This is a genomic window from Catenibacterium mitsuokai (assembly GCF_025148785.1).
Taxonomy (GTDB): domain Bacteria; phylum Bacillota_I; class Bacilli_A; order Erysipelotrichales; family Coprobacillaceae; genus Catenibacterium; species Catenibacterium mitsuoka.
Genome location: NZ_CP102271.1, coordinates 392027 through 409999, shown reverse-complemented (window position 1 = coordinate 409999; position 17973 = coordinate 392027). Strand labels below are relative to the sequence as shown.

General features: G+C 34.7%; 18 protein-coding genes, 6 tRNA genes and 1 riboswitch. Of the genes, 9 read left to right on the top strand and 15 right to left on the bottom strand.

Annotated elements, in window-relative coordinates; translation table 11 throughout:
• Positions 1–6: 6 nt before the first annotated feature.
• From fabF to NQ499_RS02025, 4 genes are read left to right on the top strand one after another with little or no spacing between them, the layout of a single operon-like run.
• Entirely contained in the window at positions 7–1257 is a 1251-nt protein-coding gene (gene fabF / locus NQ499_RS02040; RefSeq protein WP_040389517.1) for a beta-ketoacyl-ACP synthase II, read from the top strand.
• Positions 1244–1672: a 3-hydroxyacyl-ACP dehydratase FabZ gene (fabZ, locus tag NQ499_RS02035; protein WP_022424954.1), complete on the top strand. Its 429-nt coding sequence runs from the start codon at positions 1244–1246 to the stop codon at positions 1670–1672. The genes fabF and fabZ overlap by 14 nt, the downstream gene beginning before the upstream one ends.
• A complete protein-coding gene (locus tag NQ499_RS02030) occupies positions 1672–2340 on the top strand; it encodes a biotin--[acetyl-CoA-carboxylase] ligase (protein WP_006504266.1) in 669 nt (222 codons plus the stop codon). The genes fabZ and NQ499_RS02030 overlap by 1 nt, the downstream gene beginning before the upstream one ends.
• A gap of 54 nt (positions 2341–2394) precedes the next feature.
• Positions 2395–2850, top strand: a complete 456-nt coding sequence (locus NQ499_RS02025; protein WP_006504267.1) for a MarR family winged helix-turn-helix transcriptional regulator — start codon at positions 2395–2397, stop codon at positions 2848–2850.
• A 140-nt stretch (positions 2851–2990) separates the two neighbouring features.
• On the opposite strand, the gene NQ499_RS02020 is transcribed toward NQ499_RS02025, so the two are convergent.
• The 12 genes from NQ499_RS02020 to NQ499_RS01960 form a co-directional block, all read right to left on the bottom strand.
• Positions 2991–3254: a hypothetical protein gene (locus NQ499_RS02020; protein WP_006507153.1), complete on the bottom strand. Its 264-nt coding sequence runs from the start codon at positions 3252–3254 to the stop codon at positions 2991–2993.
• Between the two features lie 213 nt (positions 3255–3467).
• The gene (locus NQ499_RS02015) at positions 3468–4229 is read right to left on the bottom strand and encodes a hypothetical protein (protein ID WP_006506799.1); all 762 of its coding nucleotides are present in this window, start codon (positions 4227–4229) and stop codon (positions 3468–3470) included.
• Positions 4229–5161: a MarR family transcriptional regulator gene (locus tag NQ499_RS02010; protein ID WP_006506798.1), complete on the bottom strand. Its 933-nt coding sequence runs from the start codon at positions 5159–5161 to the stop codon at positions 4229–4231. Before NQ499_RS02010 ends, NQ499_RS02015 begins: the two co-directional genes overlap by 1 nt.
• 270 nt (positions 5162–5431) lie before the next feature.
• Entirely contained in the window at positions 5432–6850 is a 1419-nt protein-coding gene (gene thiD, locus NQ499_RS13725; protein WP_006506797.1) for a bifunctional hydroxymethylpyrimidine kinase/phosphomethylpyrimidine kinase, read from the bottom strand.
• A complete protein-coding gene (thiM, locus tag NQ499_RS01995) occupies positions 6837–7637 on the bottom strand; it encodes a hydroxyethylthiazole kinase (protein ID WP_155812878.1) in 801 nt (266 codons plus the stop codon). Before thiM ends, thiD begins: the two co-directional genes overlap by 14 nt.
• A 32-nt stretch (positions 7638–7669) precedes the next feature.
• Positions 7670–7770, bottom strand: a riboswitch (TPP riboswitch).
• A gap of 291 nt (positions 7771–8061) precedes the next feature.
• Positions 8062–8144: transfer RNA gene (locus NQ499_RS01990), tRNA-Leu, on the bottom strand.
• 7 nt (positions 8145–8151) lie between these two features.
• Positions 8152–8227: transfer RNA gene (locus NQ499_RS01985), tRNA-Lys, on the bottom strand.
• 5 nt (positions 8228–8232) lie between these two features.
• A tRNA-Thr gene (locus NQ499_RS01980) sits at positions 8233–8308 on the bottom strand.
• 7 nt (positions 8309–8315) lie between these two features.
• Positions 8316–8391, bottom strand: a tRNA-Val gene (locus NQ499_RS01975).
• 5 nt (positions 8392–8396) lie between these two features.
• Positions 8397–8472, bottom strand: a tRNA-Glu gene (locus NQ499_RS01970).
• A gap of 2 nt (positions 8473–8474) precedes the next feature.
• Positions 8475–8549, bottom strand: a tRNA-Asn gene (locus tag NQ499_RS01965).
• A 137-nt stretch (positions 8550–8686) separates the two neighbouring features.
• Positions 8687–9028, bottom strand: coding sequence for a tautomerase family protein (locus NQ499_RS01960; protein ID WP_006506795.1), 342 nt, complete (start codon positions 9026–9028; stop codon positions 8687–8689).
• Positions 9029–9360: 332 nt separating this feature from the next.
• On the opposite strand from NQ499_RS01960, the gene NQ499_RS01955 reads away from it, so the two are divergent.
• Together NQ499_RS01955 and NQ499_RS01950 are read left to right on the top strand one after the other, a co-directional pair.
• Positions 9361–9798 carry a hypothetical protein gene (locus NQ499_RS01955; protein WP_006506794.1) on the top strand — a complete coding sequence of 146 codons (438 nt, stop codon included), beginning with the start codon at positions 9361–9363 and terminating at the stop codon, positions 9796–9798.
• A gap of 276 nt (positions 9799–10074) precedes the next feature.
• Positions 10075–10551, top strand: a complete 477-nt coding sequence (locus tag NQ499_RS01950) for a hypothetical protein (protein ID WP_006506793.1) — start codon at positions 10075–10077, stop codon at positions 10549–10551.
• 154 nt (positions 10552–10705) lie between these two features.
• Here the strand turns inward: NQ499_RS01950 and ltrA are convergent, their stop codons facing one another.
• The 3 genes from ltrA to NQ499_RS01935 all read right to left on the bottom strand — a co-directional run bounded on the left by ltrA (position 10706) and on the right by NQ499_RS01935 (position 14341).
• The gene (gene ltrA / locus NQ499_RS01945) at positions 10706–12001 is read right to left on the bottom strand and encodes a group II intron reverse transcriptase/maturase (RefSeq protein ID WP_259848505.1); all 1296 of its coding nucleotides are present in this window, start codon (positions 11999–12001) and stop codon (positions 10706–10708) included.
• A 563-nt stretch (positions 12002–12564) separates the two neighbouring features.
• Positions 12565–13338: an HAD family hydrolase gene (locus NQ499_RS01940; RefSeq protein ID WP_040390291.1), complete on the bottom strand. Its 774-nt coding sequence runs from the start codon at positions 13336–13338 to the stop codon at positions 12565–12567.
• A 52-nt stretch (positions 13339–13390) separates the two neighbouring features.
• Positions 13391–14341, bottom strand: a complete 951-nt coding sequence (locus NQ499_RS01935; RefSeq protein ID WP_006507221.1) for an L-lactate dehydrogenase — start codon at positions 14339–14341, stop codon at positions 13391–13393.
• Between the two features lie 83 nt (positions 14342–14424).
• Here NQ499_RS01935 and NQ499_RS01930 point away from each other — a divergent pair, with 83 nt between their 5' ends.
• The 3 genes from NQ499_RS01930 to NQ499_RS01920 all read left to right on the top strand — a co-directional run bounded on the left by NQ499_RS01930 (position 14425) and on the right by NQ499_RS01920 (position 17832).
• The gene (locus tag NQ499_RS01930; RefSeq protein ID WP_040390290.1) at positions 14425–15627 is read left to right on the top strand and encodes a class I SAM-dependent rRNA methyltransferase; all 1203 of its coding nucleotides are present in this window, start codon (positions 14425–14427) and stop codon (positions 15625–15627) included.
• Between the two features lie 137 nt (positions 15628–15764).
• Positions 15765–16418, top strand: coding sequence for a helix-turn-helix domain-containing protein (locus tag NQ499_RS01925; protein ID WP_006507219.1), 654 nt, complete (start codon positions 15765–15767; stop codon positions 16416–16418).
• A 199-nt stretch (positions 16419–16617) separates the two neighbouring features.
• On the top strand, positions 16618–17832 hold the full coding sequence (locus NQ499_RS01920) for an ATP-binding protein (RefSeq protein WP_006507218.1): 1215 nt from the start codon (positions 16618–16620) through the stop codon (positions 17830–17832).
• Positions 17833–17973 lie beyond the last annotated feature (141 nt).

The following is a 17973-nucleotide window of genomic DNA, read 5'->3' as shown; positions in this document are numbered from 1 at the left end:
GAGCTTATGACAAAACGTAGAGTAGTAGTAACAGGTATAGGAACTATTAATCCTATTGGACATAATGTAGAAGAAACATGGAAATCTATTGAAGAAGGAAGATGTGGTATTGCGCCTATTTCTTTATTTGATACAAAAGGTATGAAGGTCACTCTTGCAGGTGAAGTTAAAGACTTTGATGTCACAAAGTATATTGATAAGAAAGAAGCGAAGAAGATGGACCGCTTTATTCAGATGGGGATGATTGCATCTCACGAAGCAATGCTTGATAGTGGTCTTGATATCAACAACATTGATTCTCATCGTTTTGGAGTGATTGTATCAAGTGGTATTGGTGGTTTAGGTTCTATTGAAAAGAACTATCAGACAGGAGAAAAGAGAGGTTTTGATAGAGTATCTCCTTTCTTTATTCCTATGACTATTTCTAACTTAGCAGCGGGTCATATTGCGATTGCTTATCATGCACAAGGGTTATGTACCTGCCCAGTGACTGCTTGTGCAGGTGGTACAAATGCGATTGGTGATGCATTTAGAAATATTCGTGATGATTATCAGGATGTCATGATTGCTGGTGGATGTGAAGCATCTGTGACTCCTTTAGGCATTGGTGGATTTACTTCTATGAAGGCTTTAAGTGATGCCACTGATCCTGATCGTGCTTCTATTCCTTTTGATAAAGAAAGAAATGGTTTTGTTATGGGTGAAGGAGCCGGTATTCTTATTCTTGAAGAATTAGAACACGCCTTAAAGAGAGGCGCACATATTTATGGTGAAATGACTGGTTATGGTGTAAGCTGTGATGCCCATCATATTACTGCCCCACTTCCTAATGGTGAAGGTGGTGCCTATGCCATGCAGAATGCATTAGATGATGCAGGTATCAGTTATGATGTGATTGATTATATTAATGCGCATGGTACTTCTACTCATTTAAATGATTTATGTGAAACTGAAGCGATTAAATCAGTATTTAAGGAACATGCATACAAACTTGCGGTAAGTTCTACTAAAGGTCATACAGGACATTGTTTAGGGGCTGCCGGGGGTATTGAAGCAGTACTATCAGTATTGGCCTTAAAGCATAACTTTATTCCTCCTACTTTGAATTATCAGGTAAAGGATGAAGAATGTGATTTAAATGTAGTACCAAATATCGGTGTTAAGAAAGATCTTCATTATGTGATGAGTAATTCATTAGGTTTTGGTGGACATAATGCAAGTATTATATTTAAGGAGTATGACAATGGAACTAAATAGTAATGAAATTGCGAAGATTAATCCTCATCGTTATCCATTTGCGCTTGTAGATCGTATTACTGATTATAAGCCAGGAGAATATGCGAAGGGCATTAAGTGTGTAAGTGTGAATGAAATGCAGTTTATGGGTCATTTCCCTGAGCATCATGTGATGCCAGGTGTATTGATTGTAGAAGCTTTAGCACAGACTGGATGTATTGCGATATTAAGTCAGGAAGAACATCAAGGTAAGATTGTCTTCTTTGCAGGAATCAATAAATGTAAGTTTAAAGGACAGGTCATTCCTGGAGATGTGATGGAATTAGAATGCACACTCACAAGAATGAGAGGTAAGATTGGTATTGGTGAAGCAAAAGCAACAGTCAATGGTAAAACTGTTGTACAGGCTGAACTCACTTTTGCGATTGGTGACTGATGAAATATATAGAATTTGAAGAAATTGATTCTACTAATACGTATATTCATGATCATTATCAGGAATTAGATGATGATACAATTGTCCGTGCACATTATCAAACTCATGGTCGAGGACGTTCTAATCATATCTGGGAGGCAGATAAGAATGAACAGCTTCTCTTTAGTTATTATATGAAACAGAACGTGGATCCTTTAAAGGTGTCTGCCATTATGGCTTATGCGATTGTGACAGTTCTAAGAATGAAACAGATCAATGCATTCATTAAGTGGCCCAATGATATATATGTAAATAATCAGAAGATTGCAGGTATTCTTGTAGAGACGATTTATGAGAATACTTTACAGGGTATTATTATTGGGACAGGATTAAATATAAGTAAGGGTTCTTACTATTCTCTATCTGATGTGATAAATCATCCTATTGATAAAGAAAAGCTGATGTTGAATATTATTGATACGTTTAAGAATATGCTTCATATGCCTTTTGCATCTTTATTAGATGGCATGAATCGTCATTCTTATTTAAGAGGTAAGACAATTCCCTATAAAGAATATGGTTTAGTGAAATTCTTATATCTCGATGAGAATTGTCATCTTGTGATAGAGGATGAAAATAAGAAAAAGCATACGATTCTTTTAAATGAATTATCATTAGGTCGTATATAATTAGTCTTCTCAAATATGTGATAAAATTGTAGAATAGAGTCAAGGAGTGGAATTATGGACGCGAAAAAGAATAATTTAATGGATTCTATTAATACAGTTTTTAAACTCGCCATTAAAGTACAGGAAGATTATATTAAGTATAGTCCTTTTCCTGAGTTATCAATGAATGAAATGCATATTATAGAGGCTGTAAGTAAGCAGCAGTTTCCTACTATGACAAATGTTGCAAAGACATTGAAGGTAACTGTAGGAACATTAACGACTAATGTAAAAACTATTGTGAATAAAGGTTTTCTTACAAGAGAACGTTCGTCGGCGGATCATCGTGTCACATATCTACGTATTACTGATAAAGGATATCAGGCATTAGAGGTTCATAATCAATTCCATAGAGAGTTATCTGACCTCTATAGTCAGCATATTCCTGATGAAATGATTGGCTGGGTATATGATACAATAGAGAACGTCATAGAAGACTTAAAAGAATACCAGAAAAAACTTAATAAATAATATAAACCCCTATAGAAGTTGTAATTCTGAACCTTTAATTTTTAAGGGGGGTCAATAGAAAACTCGCTTTAAATTATTGGGGGTTTCCACTTGTAAAGGGCAGTCAGAAATGACTGCCCTTTAGTGCGCTCATATTACTCCTATTTAAATGTTTTATTTATTCTTTTTCTTATAAGATTCTCTCTTTTTGGTATTAGAGAAGTGTTCTTGCCTCTTATCATGTTATGTATGACTTTACATTTTCTATAGTCCTTAATGTTCATTCTACTGCCGCATTCTGGACAGGAGATAATGGTTCTCTTAAGTGTGATACAATAAATCACTTCTTTTTCATTGATTTCAGTCGTATGAGACTGTACAAAGGATTCATAATCCCCTAAAATAATCCTTAGATCATTATCCAATTTGTGATCTCCTTTTGCTTTGATTTAATATGAGCAAATTAATGATACAGCGAAAGGTTTTTAATTACACAAAAATACCTAAAAAAGTGGGAGCCTTAGGTGACCCCCACAGATTTAAAGGTGCTGTTTCCAAGACCCCCAAATATTTAGAGCGAAGGTCTGACCCCCACAAAAATTAAAGACCCGTAATTCTGCTATAGGGGTTTTTTACACTTATTTTCTTAAACCATAGCACTGATGTAAAAGAGAAATCAATTCATCCTTATTTGTTGCTTGTACACCAATACCTTTTAAATCTACATTTTCATCTACCATTACAGATAAAAACGTCTCCATATCTTTCTTAATCTCATCACTAAGTATCACTCTTGTGTTAGGCGAGACCAATTGAGCCAATCGAAATACATCATTCTTGTGTTTCTTAATATTCTTACTATCAATATGTTCACCACATAACCTTCGTTCTGTCAAATCCAACCATGCTTTAGCCTTAAATACAATTAAACATAGAGGGCTAAGAACTGGTACGCCATCAATAATTAACTGTCCACCTTTCAGTAATTCATAATAATCTTTATTCAAAAGAATGGCAGATAAACTTGAAACCTCTTCATCAATAGGTAAAGGTGTAAGAATTGAATCATTATCTAAAATCATATAATCTGGATTTCTTGAAAATATTTCTATCATATATGGGTATTGCTTACTCTTAGGACAACTAAATCTGTAAAACTGTGCTTTACCTGTACTTTTATTCAAATATGAATACTTAGCTTCTTTAATATACTCCCAAAATTTCCTGCTAAATTCTGCTGTTATAGACTCAACAATTAATACAATATCTATATCCTTGGTGGCTCGAAATGGAAGTTCTTCATTTTCCATAATAATATCGCAAGCCGTGCCACCAATAATAACATATTGATTTTCAAATCCTTTAAAGTACTCTTTAAACTTAGCAATTCCATTGACCATTAATCTGTCAGCTCCTTTTCTAGTATGTCTTCTAAGACTTCTTCAATTCTTTCATCTTTATTTTCTTTCAAAGACAATACTATAGAAAGAGTATCTGCGATATTTGTATGAGTGAATAATTGAGGATCATAGGCCCATATTTCTACTTTTACCTGTACTTCTGGGTCTATCAATTCATCAATAAGCTGCGTCTTATCAAAGTCCTTTTCATATACTGCATATGTTCTTAAACGGCTTGAATTCAACATACTCATTTCTGATAATGCACTCTCTCCTGCAAGAACCATATAATCTGTAACCAAAGACTGATTCATATATCCTACTTGACGTACTGGTGTTAAGAGATAGTGTTGAATACGCTCAAACAATTCTTTATGAGAATATTTCGATTCTATTACCTTATTCACACCATCCTTATATACTAAAAATAAATCTGTCATTTCTAATTGTTTAACTGCCCTAGACAGGGTCATTGCGGAAAATGGAAGGCTCTTTGACAGATCTGATACATATACCTTCTTCTCATGATTATACATATAAGCAAGAAATAATAACTGTGTTGAATAGACAAACTTGTCTTTAATCTTTTCTGGTTCCTTTTCGTCTACAAGTAATGTACCAATAAAAGGAAGAAAAGTTTGTTTATCTGTTATGAAAGGAATGTGATTCTCAAGAAGACTCTTTCTTCTATAAAATGATATTGTCTTACTATATAATACGACAGGAACATCATCAATTACTCGAATTTTTTGTATTTGTTTTTTGAGTGATGGAAGTGTTGGCAGTTCTTCTATCGGTATAATCACAATACAACGTATATTTTCTATATAAGCTGTATAGAATTGATAATTACTCACAATATAGAGAGGTAATATGCTTTTCTTATCCCAAGGTTTATATCTTATAGATAGGCCAAATATATTATCAATCATTGTATAGGCTCCTTTTAACTTAATTTATTTCATTTTAACTTTGCGAATGTTAATATGCAAGTTTTTAAGTTAAATAAAAAATATCCTCCAGATGATATATCTAGAGGATATTCATAAGATGTGCCCACCTTCAAGTAATAGATATATTACTCGAAGCAGCAAAATAAATAATATGAGTATAAACCACGCTTTGAATTCTTTCATGCCCTTAACCTCTTAAAAAAGATTATACCAGGCAGTTATGGAATTATTGTGTATTTATCAATATTTTTAGATATTGTAGCCATGATCCATAGGACCACTTCCCTGACCTAAATCTAACATAGCACCTATTGCACCAGAAAGATATGTTTTAGCATGTCTAACTGATTCTTCTAGTGTATAGCCCTTAGCTAAGTTGGATGCAATCGCACTTGATAAAGTACATCCTGTACCATGTGTATTACTGTTGTCTATTCTATGTCCTTTAAACCAAGTACCCTTTTCACCATTGTATAAGTAGTCATTGGCATCATTTAATTGATGTCCACCTTTGACTAATACAGCACAATGATATGTGTCATAGATCTTCTTAGCCGCTATTTCCATATCTTCTACAGTCTTAACTTCCATATCAGTGAGTACTTCTGTTTCTGGAATATTAGGTGTAATCACTTCTGCGATAGGAAGTAGTTCTTCTTTTAATGTAGAGATAGCTTCATCACTAATAAGCTTTGCACCACTTGTAGCCACCATGACTGGATCTACCACAATATGCTTCGCATCATAATGTTTCAACATTTCTACAATAGTATGAATAAGTGCTTTAGAAGACACCATACCAATCTTAACAGCTTCTGGATAGATATCATCAAATACAGCACGAATCTGGCTTTCTAAGAATTCTGGAGTCACATCCATAATATCTGTCACACCCGTTGTATTCTGGGCTGTGAGGGCTGTAATAGCGCTCATACCAAATACTTTATTCGCAAGCATTGTCTTTAAGTCTGCTTGTATTCCTGCCCCACCACTTGAGTCACTACCGGCAATAGTTAAACATGTATGCATTGTTTCATAAAGTGCATCTACACGCTTCTTTAAATCAATAGTAGCCTGTTTGATATGCTTCTGACCAAATAAAGCACTAATAACCGCAATACCATCAATACCTGTATCTTTAAGTAATAAGCAATTATCATAACTAATTCCACCAATCGCAACCATTGGTAGATCCACTGTTTCAGTCATTTCTTTTAAACGCTTGATACCTAATACTTCTGCATCATCTTTAGAAGATGTAGGGAAAATAGCCCCTACACCTAAATAGTCTGCACCTTGTTCTTTCGCAATTCTTGCTTCTTCTATAGTATGTGCACTGACACCAATGATCTTATCTGGACCAAGTATTTCTCTTGCCTTAGCGCAAGCCATATCATCCTGACCTACATGAACACCATCCGCATCAATTTCCTTAGCAAGCATGACATTATCATTAATAATAAATGGCACATCAAATAAGCGACATAGTTCTTTAATATTCTTTGCTTCTTCATAGAAAGAGGCTTCATCCAGGTCTTTTTCTCTTAGCTGAAGACAGGTAGCACCACCCATTAAAACATCTCTTACCTGCTCATAGAGAGTCTGTTCTCCTGTCCAATGACGATCAGTCACAGCGTAGAGTCTTAACATGTCATTATTGAACTTCATATTTACCACTCTTTTCTAATTCTTCATCACTCATATTAAATAATGCATCAATTAAATAAGTACGAAGTGTTGCATTACCTTCACCTTCTTTTAATTTAGAAGCACCAATTTCACCCGCAATACCCATGGACATAACAGCAGCCGCTGCACTATCTACACTATTTTCTACTGTTAAGAAACATCCTAAGATACCTGATAACATACATCCTGTACCAGTAATAGCACTCATTTCCTTACATCCATTTTTGATCATATAGCACTTATTACCATCAGTGACATAATCTACAGGACCAGTCACAATAATAATAGTATTCAATTCTTTTGCGAACGCTTTGATATCGTCAATAAGATCATGTGAGTTCTTCTGATCTTCTGCAGATGCATCAACACCTTTAGTATGACCTGTACCAGCCATTAAAGTCTTGATTTCTGAAACATTCCCTTTGATAGCATCAAAATGAATCTGAGCGAGTAGATCCTTACATGTATTAGTACGTAAATCAGTAGCTCCTGCACCTACTGGATCTAATACAGTAATATGCTGACATGCATTAGATGCTTTACCTGCTTCAAACATAGAAGCAATCTTCACCTGATTGAGAGTACCAATATTAATATTAAATGCATTACTGATAGAAGTCATCTGAGCCACTTCTGTAATCTCATCTGACATAATAGGACTGCCCCCAATTGCTAAAATCGCATTGGCTACATCATTGACTGTTACATAGTTAGTAATGTTGTGTACTAATGGTTTTACTTCTCTTAATTTCTTAATGTAATTCATATTCTTTTCCTCCATAAAAAAGAGCACGCTGAAAGAAGGTGCTCATAAATTCCTACGTTGGCATTATCCAAATCAGGTTTCATGGTCAAGACTTATGTCTACTCTCAGCAAATTAGCTCCCATTTCAATTATAATAATATGGTAAAACAATCAGTTACAAAATACAAGTGATTTCATAATTCAGAATAATATAGTGTATCATCTTTGTGACATTATATATTTACGTATTGTGTATATCTTATGATAGTATTATAATAGATTACGCATTCTGTTATAGCTTCCCAAATATCTGAGATATCTCTATTAATGAGCTTCCCCTCATTAACATCTCTTCTATAACAGGATGTAATCTACCAGTAATGGTAGATTTTTTTATTTTAAGGCATAAAAAAAACACCGAATAGTTCGGTGTCTGCATTCAGAATGGTGCGGGTGACAGGACTTGAACCTGCACGCCGAAGCACTAGATCCTAAGTCTAGCGTGTCTGCCAATTTCACCACACCCGCATCAAGATGGTGACTCGCAGGGGATTTGAACCCCTGACCCTCTGATTAAAAGTCAGATGCTCTGCCATCTGAGCTAGCGAGTCACTAATGGTGCCGACTAGAGGAATTGAACCCCCAACCTACTGATTACAAGTCAGTTGCTCTACCAATTGAGCTAAGTCGGCAAAAAAATGGTGGAGGTTAACGGGCTCGAACCGCTGACCCTCTGCTTGTAAGGCAGATGCTCTCCCAACTGAGCTAAACCTCCATATATGGTGACCGGTACGGGATTCGAACCCGTGAATGCATGCGTGAAAGGCATGTGAGTTAACCGTTTCTCCAACCGGCCACTGGCGCTTGAAGAGGGATTTGAACCCCCGACCGATCGGTTAACAGCCGATTGCTCTACCGCTGAGCTATTCAAGCACTTCAGAATGCTTGTTTATATTACCATGCAGATACACCTTTTGCAACCCTTTTTTTGAAAAAAATGCATTTTTTTGTATTTTTTATTCTAACCACCTGTTTTCAAACAAAAAAATAAGATTTTGCAATGCAAAATCTTATTCGTATACACCACCATGACCCCATTTTTCAAATTCAGATATAGTAACATACTGATTAGAAGCTGGAATCTTAGTGATTTTTACTAATGCTTTAGTAAGTTCAGCTACAAACTGTTCCTTCTGTTCATCTGTATAATGACCTTTTAAGTATAATGTGATCATCATACAATTTGCTTCCTGGCCTTTAAAATAAATGAGCTGATTATCTTCAATATGAATCATGAATGTATCTACTGATTCACCAGGAAACATTGTAATTAACTTTCCTACAGTAGTTTTTAATTCAACTTCCTGAGAAAGAGTCAATGTCTTGTTTGTACGTAATGCTAAATATGGCATGTTTCATTTCTCCTTTACAATTCATGTTATACATTATTATACAACCTTTTTAAGAAATTTACTATATTTATGATTAAAGTGGTTACTGATAATTCCAGTATGGAAGATAGATCATGCATAGCACATAAAGAAATATTTCTGTCTTATTTTAGTATATTCGTATTGTAAGCGTTGTGTATTTGCTTAAATGACACATTTTAACATTAAAATTTGACTAGAAATCTATATTTTTTAAAGAGTAGATGTTATAATCTAGAAAAATGATAAAAAGGAAAAGCTAATAGATATAATTTTATATCTATTAGCAATTATGTCCGAAGGAGGAATTTATTATGAGAAAATGGGTAAAACCTTCAGTTTATGAAGAAAATTTAGCTGCAAATCAAAATGTAGCAGTGAGTGCCTGCATTGTAGGTAAGATTCAATGCCAATATCCTGGTAATGGTAGTACAAATGGTCAAAAAGAATTTGATGATTATAACGGCCAACAATCAGGATGGTATACAGACAGTGAAGGTAAGTTACATGGTATTTGTGGTAATGATGCAGATATTTCATTTGCTGGTGCTACAGGTTCAGGTTACGAAAAAAACAATGGTGTAACTGATACAAGCCGTCCTATTTATAGTATTTCAGGATATACTCCTACAGTCGGTACTTATACAGATGTTACTTGGAAGAGTAAGGATCTAAGTACAGGATTAGAATATACTCATAAAGGTAGATTAAAAATTAGTCAGATTGATACAAATAGACCTAACCATTCATAAGACTTTGAACACAGAACAAATTCGTTCTGTGTTTTTATATGAGCTTGCAATTCATTACATATATATACTTTTAATTAGGTATACAAAAATATAAATTTAAAATAAATACATAATATATTGGTATTTTCTTAGAGCTCATTCATGCTTCTTCACAAAAAGACATATTAAAGCATAAATGGTCTTAAAATCTACAGAATTTTTATTTTGATAGTGGTATTATTAGAAGGTAATCAAAAATATTAAGTTATTATAAATTTACAAAGGGGGATTTTAATTATGAGAACATGGATTAGACCTGCAGCAGCTGCAGAAAATTATTTAGTAAATCAGAGTGTTAGCAATGGTCCTTGTATTGCTATCGCATGTAATATAGATGAAGCCAATAACCATGAAAAAAGTATAGGTCTATATGGTACAGAAGGTGGTTATAATCCTTCTACTTTCCAAGGATACGTATGCCACAGTAAAGATGGATGTGGGACTGCTTCTAATAACGCACTTGTTGTACAGGGTCATAAAGTAATTGGAATGAAAGAAATCAACAACCAAGTTGGAAGTAATGATTTAAATTGTACTATGTATACAGATGGCACATATGAACACAAAGCTACTAATATTGGTTTTGTACCTGGTAATGTGATTTACTGGACAACTGAATCTACAACACCACTTGGATGGGGCAAAAATATGACAAGAGTTTGGCATCATCAGGGGCTTATTCAGTCAACTGGTAACTCAAGCAACCATTCATAAGACTTTCAACACAGAACATCCGTTCTGTGTTTTCTTATAATAGGGTAGACAAGGAATAATATTAAAAGGTTAATTAACTATTATTTCTGTGCCTCCCGTTGCACCGTACGTACGGGTCTCGTATACGGCGCTACATTTATATGATAATTTCAGACTAACTTAGATAGTAATTAAGGGGATTGATCAGACCAGGTCTATCTCCTATTCTTTTACCCAAGAATTTGGGACTAATAATATTATTAATTACATGACCACAGGCCTGGCTATAAAGTCCGCGTCTAGAGTTTGCCACCGAAAAGATTTGTTCATCAGAAAATTGGCAAGAAAATAGCCTATTCATTTTGTATAAGTTTTTATAAATCGTTTTAGGTCTTTTCCACTGTTTCAAAATGATTACTCTGATTTTATGGCGAAGCCATTGACCAAAGACGTCAATGAAGTATTTCATCACGCCTATTCGATAATAGTTAATCCACCCCACTACAATCTGATTGATTCTCTTGAATGTAACTGCAAGAGGGCGTGCAATTCCTATCCTTCTTATAAGTTCTCTTCTACATTTATCGTAGATTTTCATCTTGCTCTGATTGGAAGGCTTGCATTTCCATTCACCATTCCTTTGGAGGTAGGTGAATCCTAGAAACTTGCTTTCGGGTGGTCTGACCACTTTGGTTTTAGTAGCGCTGACTTTAAGAAATAGTTTTCTCTCTAGCCATGAAGTGACTGACTTCATTACTCTATTTGCACTCATCTCGCTCTTAACGAAGATATTGCAGTCATCTGCATATCTAACAAAGCGTAGTCCTCTATATTCCAGTTCCTTGTCAAACTTATCTAAATAAACGTTAGAAAGGATTGGTGAGAGTGGACCTCCCTGAGGCACACCGATTCTCGAAGGTTTTACTAAACCATCTTCCATAATCCCTGCCTGCATGAATTTGCGAATAAGATGTAATGTTGTTGAGTCATTCACGTGCTTTTCTCTAAGTATTGAGATTAATTTATCATGATTTACAGTGTCAAAGTATGCTTCAATATCTAAGTCTATAACCCAGTCATAACCTTCATTGATGTATTCTAGAGTCTTTAATACAGCCATCTGTGCACTTTTTCTTGGTCTGAATCCATAACTGAATTCACTGAATGAAGAATCTAATTTCTTCATCAATATCTGTGCAACAGCCTGTTGAATAACTCTATCCACTACTGTAGGTATACCTAATGGTCTTTTCTTGCCATTAGGCTTTGGGATATAGACTCTCTTGACTGATTGGGGCTTATACTTCTTATTAAGTATAGAGTATCTAATCTCTCTTCTATACTTATAGAAATATTCATCAAGTTCATCTACTGTCATCTTGTCGATTCCAGATACACCTTTGTTTCTCTTGACCTGTAGAATAGCCCTGTCGATGTTAGAATCACTAAGTATTTCATCAATTAATCTCATGTCTGTGTTCTCCTTTTCATATCGTAGATTTATCTAGAACTGTTCCCTCTTCCTTCATCTCCACAGAAATTACGTTTTCCATTTATGAAATGATTCCAATTTCGAACTATCTAGACATTGCTTTATGATGAGTAACATCATATAAACATTAGGTCCTTTAGTGTTGGTGAGACACCTACTATGACCTCAGCTGACTCCTCACAGTGAGCTTTTTGTCGCACAACTTACCATCACTGATTTTAAAGATATTGGACTTCGTTGCCTGTGAGGCCTCCCGGGGTAATTCACTAATCCTGTTTCCTTCACAACGCCTTGATTTACTCTCTTGGTTTTACGTTTACCTTTAGGACTTCGGTTTGTAAGGCAACCTTATCCACCATTTAGCCTTATATCAAGTTTCTGTTCGTACGCTCAAAGGAATTGCTACACCACTTCCTTCACTCCTACCTTTATGGTATCGGCTTGTGGTTCACTACACTTGGCGGTAACTACCTGTGGTCGGTTTATCTCCGACTGAATCAGTGCCATGCCCGGCACACCTTAAAAAAGATGGTTTCCCATCTTTAAATAAGCTTATGATCTAAACAGTAGTGATATACACCATCTTCTGCTACAGACAAACAGATATCATCCGCAATAGCCTTCACATTATCAGTCGCATTACCCATTGCGACTCCTGTACCCACTGCTTCCAACATTTCAATATCATTCGTACCATCTCCAAAAGCGATAGCTTCCTCCGGTGTAAAATGATAATACTCTAATACCTTATGTATACCATTACCCTTTCCACCACCTACTGGAATAATATCTACTGCCCTATTCCACCATGCTGTAATTTGTGCACCTTCTACATCCTTCATTAATGCATCATATTCATTCTCATATCCACCACACATGATCTGATAAATATCTTCATTCACAAAAGTATCAAAATCTTCTTCTACATTCACTTTCTGTTTAGAAAATGCATAATAATCATCTAAGTCTTTATCTGTTCCATTGGCTTTACTGTCTTTTTTACTTGCAAGTGAAACAAATCTATTAATAGAAGAAGCATTCTCTATAATTCTTAATACATCCTCATGTGGGATAGGATGACTATACAAAACATGTCCTTCCTTATCAAAACAATAAGACCCATTAAAAGAAAGTATGGCATCAAAAGTTACTCCTTCAAAAGTAGGTACACTTAAAGGATGTCTTCCTGTCGCAATACATACCTTTATATTATTAGCCTGTAATCTCTGTAATGTTTCTATAGTAATATCAGAAACACTGCGTGTTTCCATATTGCTTAAAGTTCCATCAATATCAAAAAATGCAATCTTAATCATACCAAATCCTCCATGGATCCATTCTAACATAAAAAGAGAGGTTTACCCTCTCTTAGTCTAACTGTTGACAGAAATCTTTCAGAACTTTATATGATTCCTCGAGTGCTTTCTGCTCATCTTCTTTCATATTTATTTCTACTATTTCTTTAGCTCCTGTCTTATCAATAATAGTAGGAACACTTAAGAAGATATCATTCATACCATACTGACCATCTAAATGAACAGATACTGGATAAATTCTATTTTCATTAAAGAGAATAGATTTCAAAATTGCGGTAGTTGCTGCCGCAATACCATAACATGTATTACCTTTACGGTTAAAGATCTGCCATCCATCTTCAATAACAGCATGTCTTAATGTTTCCTTAGTGGCATCCTTAGTACGTTCCGCATTATCTTTTAATACATCTTCTACACTCTTACCACCAATAGTGGCACTAGACCATGTCACCATTTCTGAATCACCATGTTCACCACATACATATGCTGATACACTCTTTGCATCTAAATGATACATATCAGCTAAACGACAAGATAATCTTGCACTATCAAGAGTTGTACCACTACCAATAACCTGGTTCTTTGGTAAACCTGATTCCTTCCAAGTAATATAACTCATAATATCTACTGGGTTAGATACGACAATAAAGATACCATTAAAGCCAGACGCCATTGTAGAACCCACAATAGACTTAATAATCTTAATACTTGGTGCTAACATCTGTAAACGGTCATGAGAATCTTTAGGCATTGGTGCTGATGCTGTAATAATCACTACATCTGCATCCTTACAATCAGAATAATCCCCTGATTTTACTTTAATATTTCTATTCATGAAGTAAACTGACTGCTGCATATCTAATGCTTCACCATATGCTTTTTCTTTATTAATATCTATTAATACAATCTCTTCACAAAGTCCCTGGTTAATAATTGAGTAGGCAGTTGTAGCACCTACATTACCTAACCCAACAATAACTACTTTAGAATCCTTAAAACTCATCTTATTTTTTCCTCCTTGAATTGTTAATATTGTAGCACAACTGTCCTATCAAATGTATAATAATGACCAAGAGAGGTTCAAATATGAAAACAAAAGTACTATTAAAAAAGGGTGAAGGCCGTACTATTAATGCAGGCGGTTTATGGATTTATGACAATGAAATAAAAGAGATACATGGACATTTCAAAAATGGTGATATTGTAGATGTATATGCCCATAATGAGTATCCATTAGGTAGAGGTTATATTAACCAGAATTCTAAGATTAGAATTCGTTTGATGACTAGAAATATTGATCAAGAGATTGATTCTGATTTCTTACGTATGAGATTACAGAATGCCTGGGATTATCGTAAGAAGACAGTAGATACATCTAGCTGTCGTATTGTGTTTGGAGATGCTGATTTCTTACCAGGTTTAGTAATTGATAAGTTTGAGGATATATTAGTTGTACAGTCTCTCGCATTAGGTATTGATGCCTTTAAGGAAGAGATTGTAGAACTTATGAAGGATATTCTACTACAGGATGGCATTACTATTAGAGGTGTATATGAACGTAGTGATGCCAAGGAACGTACTAAGGAAGGTATGGAAAGAGTCAAAGGGTTTATTGGTGAAACTTTTGATCCTCATATTGATATTGTAGAAAATGGTGTTAAGTATCATATAGATGTTGCAGAAGGACAGAAGACTGGTTTCTTCCTTGATCAGAAATATAATAGACTTGCAATACAGAAGTTATGTAAAGATGCAAAAGTATTAGACTGTTTTACTTATATTGGTACTTTTGCATTGAATGCTGGTATTGCAGGGGCTCAAAGTGTTTTAGGTGTGGATGCATCTCAGTTTGCGGTAGATCTTGCGAATGAGAATTCTAAGTTTAATGGTTTAGAAGATACTGTTAAGTTTGAATGTCATGATGTATTTGATTTCTTACCAGAATTAGAGGCTCAGGGAGAGTTATTTGATATGGTTATATTAGATCCCCCTGCTTTCACAAAGTCTCGTGCATCTATTAAGAATGCGATTAAAGGCTATCGTGAAATTAATATGAGAGGTATGAAATTAGTAAAAGATGGTGGATATCTAGCTACATGTTCATGTTCTCATTTTATGGACTATGATACATTTACTAAAACTATTGGACAGGCTGCAAAGCTTGTACATAAGAGATTAAGACAGGTAGAATTTAGAACACAGGCAGCAGATCATCCTATTTTGTGGAATGGTGATGAGAATAGCTATTACTTGAAATTCTATATCTTCCAGGTGGTTGATGAAAAGTAATGACTGGAAAAAGGCAGTAATGCTTGATTTAGCAGATGTAAAAGGATTTTGACATGCATAATAAATGATGTCAAAGCTATTTGATAGACAATAATGGGTGTTTTTCCTACAATAAAAGCGCAAGAAGGGACAGTGGTATGGAATATGATATCGGAAGTAAAATCAAGGCAGCACGAATTGAAAAAAAGCTGACGCAAGAACAGGTTGCTGAATTGTTGGGTGTGAGTCGCCAGACAATCTCAAATTGGGAAAACGAAAAGTCCTATCCAGATATCATCAGCGTCATTAAAATGAGCGAATGCTACGATGTCTCTCTTGACTATCTATTGAAGGGAGAAGAAAAAATGAAAAACTATTATGATTATCTTGAAGAAAGTACGAATGTTGTGAAAAGCAATACCAACAGAAACAAGATTGTTACGATTCTCTCCTATCTCTTGATTTGGGCGTATGCAATGATAGTATTCTGGTTTTTTACAAGTGGAAGTGATGCTATGGGTTACAGCTTGATGTTCCTTTGGTTTATTCTTCCTGTAACTACATTTATTGTATCTGTTGTGATTGGTAAAAATAACTTTTGGGGAAAAGGAAAATGGGCATTCACTCTTTTCTTTGGCGTAATGTATATGCTTGCTGAATATGGTACATTCAAAATAGCAAACAACATTGCTGTTAATAAACTGAATTCCCCTGAGTTAGGAATGATTGTAGCTGGATCAATAATCTCTGCAATCGGTATGTTGGTAGGTTCACTTTGGAATAAGAAACGTCACAATCAAAAAAATAAGTAACTAAAAGAATTCCAGTTAGTTGATGAAAAGTAAGAAAGGATGATGACTCGTTTGGTCATCATCTTTTCAGTTATAACTTATACTTTTGTTTATTTCTCTATTTTATCAGTTATATCTGATAAATTCCATATTTATAAATGAAATTTCAGTTATATATGTGATATAATAGGAATAGTTATAAGGAAAGGGGCTGAGATGAATGATTAAACGTGAACTCTATATGAAACGTATTCGTCCATTCATTGGATCGGATCTCATTAAGGTAATGACTGGAATTCGTCGTTGTGGGAAATCCGTTATGTTAGAACTAATAAAACAGGAACTTGTAGAATCAGGTGTTAATCCAACACAGTTTATCTCCATCAACTTTGAAGACTTAAGCTATTCTCATTTACAGACAGCACAGTCTCTTCATGACGAAATTACTTGCCGTGCCAAGGAAATCGGTGGTAAAGTTTATCTTTTTTTCGATGAAATTCAAGAAGTGAAAGATTGGGAGAAGTGTATTAATTCTTTTCGTGTTTCATTGGACTGTGACATCTATATCACTGGATCAAACGCAAAACTATTATCTGGTGAACTTGCAACTTATTTAGGCGGGAGATATGTAGAGTTTGTCATCTATCCATTTTCTTTTGGAGAATTCATCGAATTATATCGTCCAATTTACCCTAATAATTCAATCCAACAATGTTTTCAAAAGTATCTCATTACTGGAGGTATGCCCTATCTTGCGAATATTCAATATGCAGATGAACCATCTAAACAATATCTTCACGACTTATTTAACTCTGTACAGCTTAAAGATATTGTGAAACGCAATAAAATACGTGATGTAGATTTACTAGAACGTATTATTGCATATGTGATTGCGAATGTAGGTACAACCTTCTCTGCAAATTCTCTTGCGAAGTTTCTCAAAAGTGAACAACGTACTGTTGCGCCAGAAACAATCCTAAACTATATCAAATATTGTTGCGATGCTTATCTGTTCTATCAAGTGAAACGAGTTGATCTACAAGGCAAACAGATACTTTCTACAAATGAAAAGTATTATATTGCAGATCATGGTATCCGTGAAGCTGTTTTTGGAGGCAATATGCGAGATATAAATTTCATTCTAGAAAATATTGTCTATCTTGAATTATTACGTCGAGGCTATAAAGTGACTGTTGGTAAAACAGGAGAAAAAGAAATTGATTTTGTATGTGATAAACATGGTGAAAAGTTGTATGTTCAGGTAACATATCTCTTAGCATCAGAAGATACAATTAAACGTGAATTTGGTGCATATGATAATATCCGAGACAATTTCCCTAAGTATGTAGTTTCTCTTGATGAATTTGATATGAGCCGAAATGGTATTAAACATCAAAATATTCGTGATTTCCTTTTAGCTGAGAAATGGACATAGTAAGAGCAAATCAATCATAGAGTAATAAACCCGTTTTGAATTATTGACAAAACAATCAAAATAACATATATTAATTCTAGTGATCGTTCTGTAGAAACTTGCGAAGCCTACAGGCAGGGGAGAGTTTATATTACTCTCCCT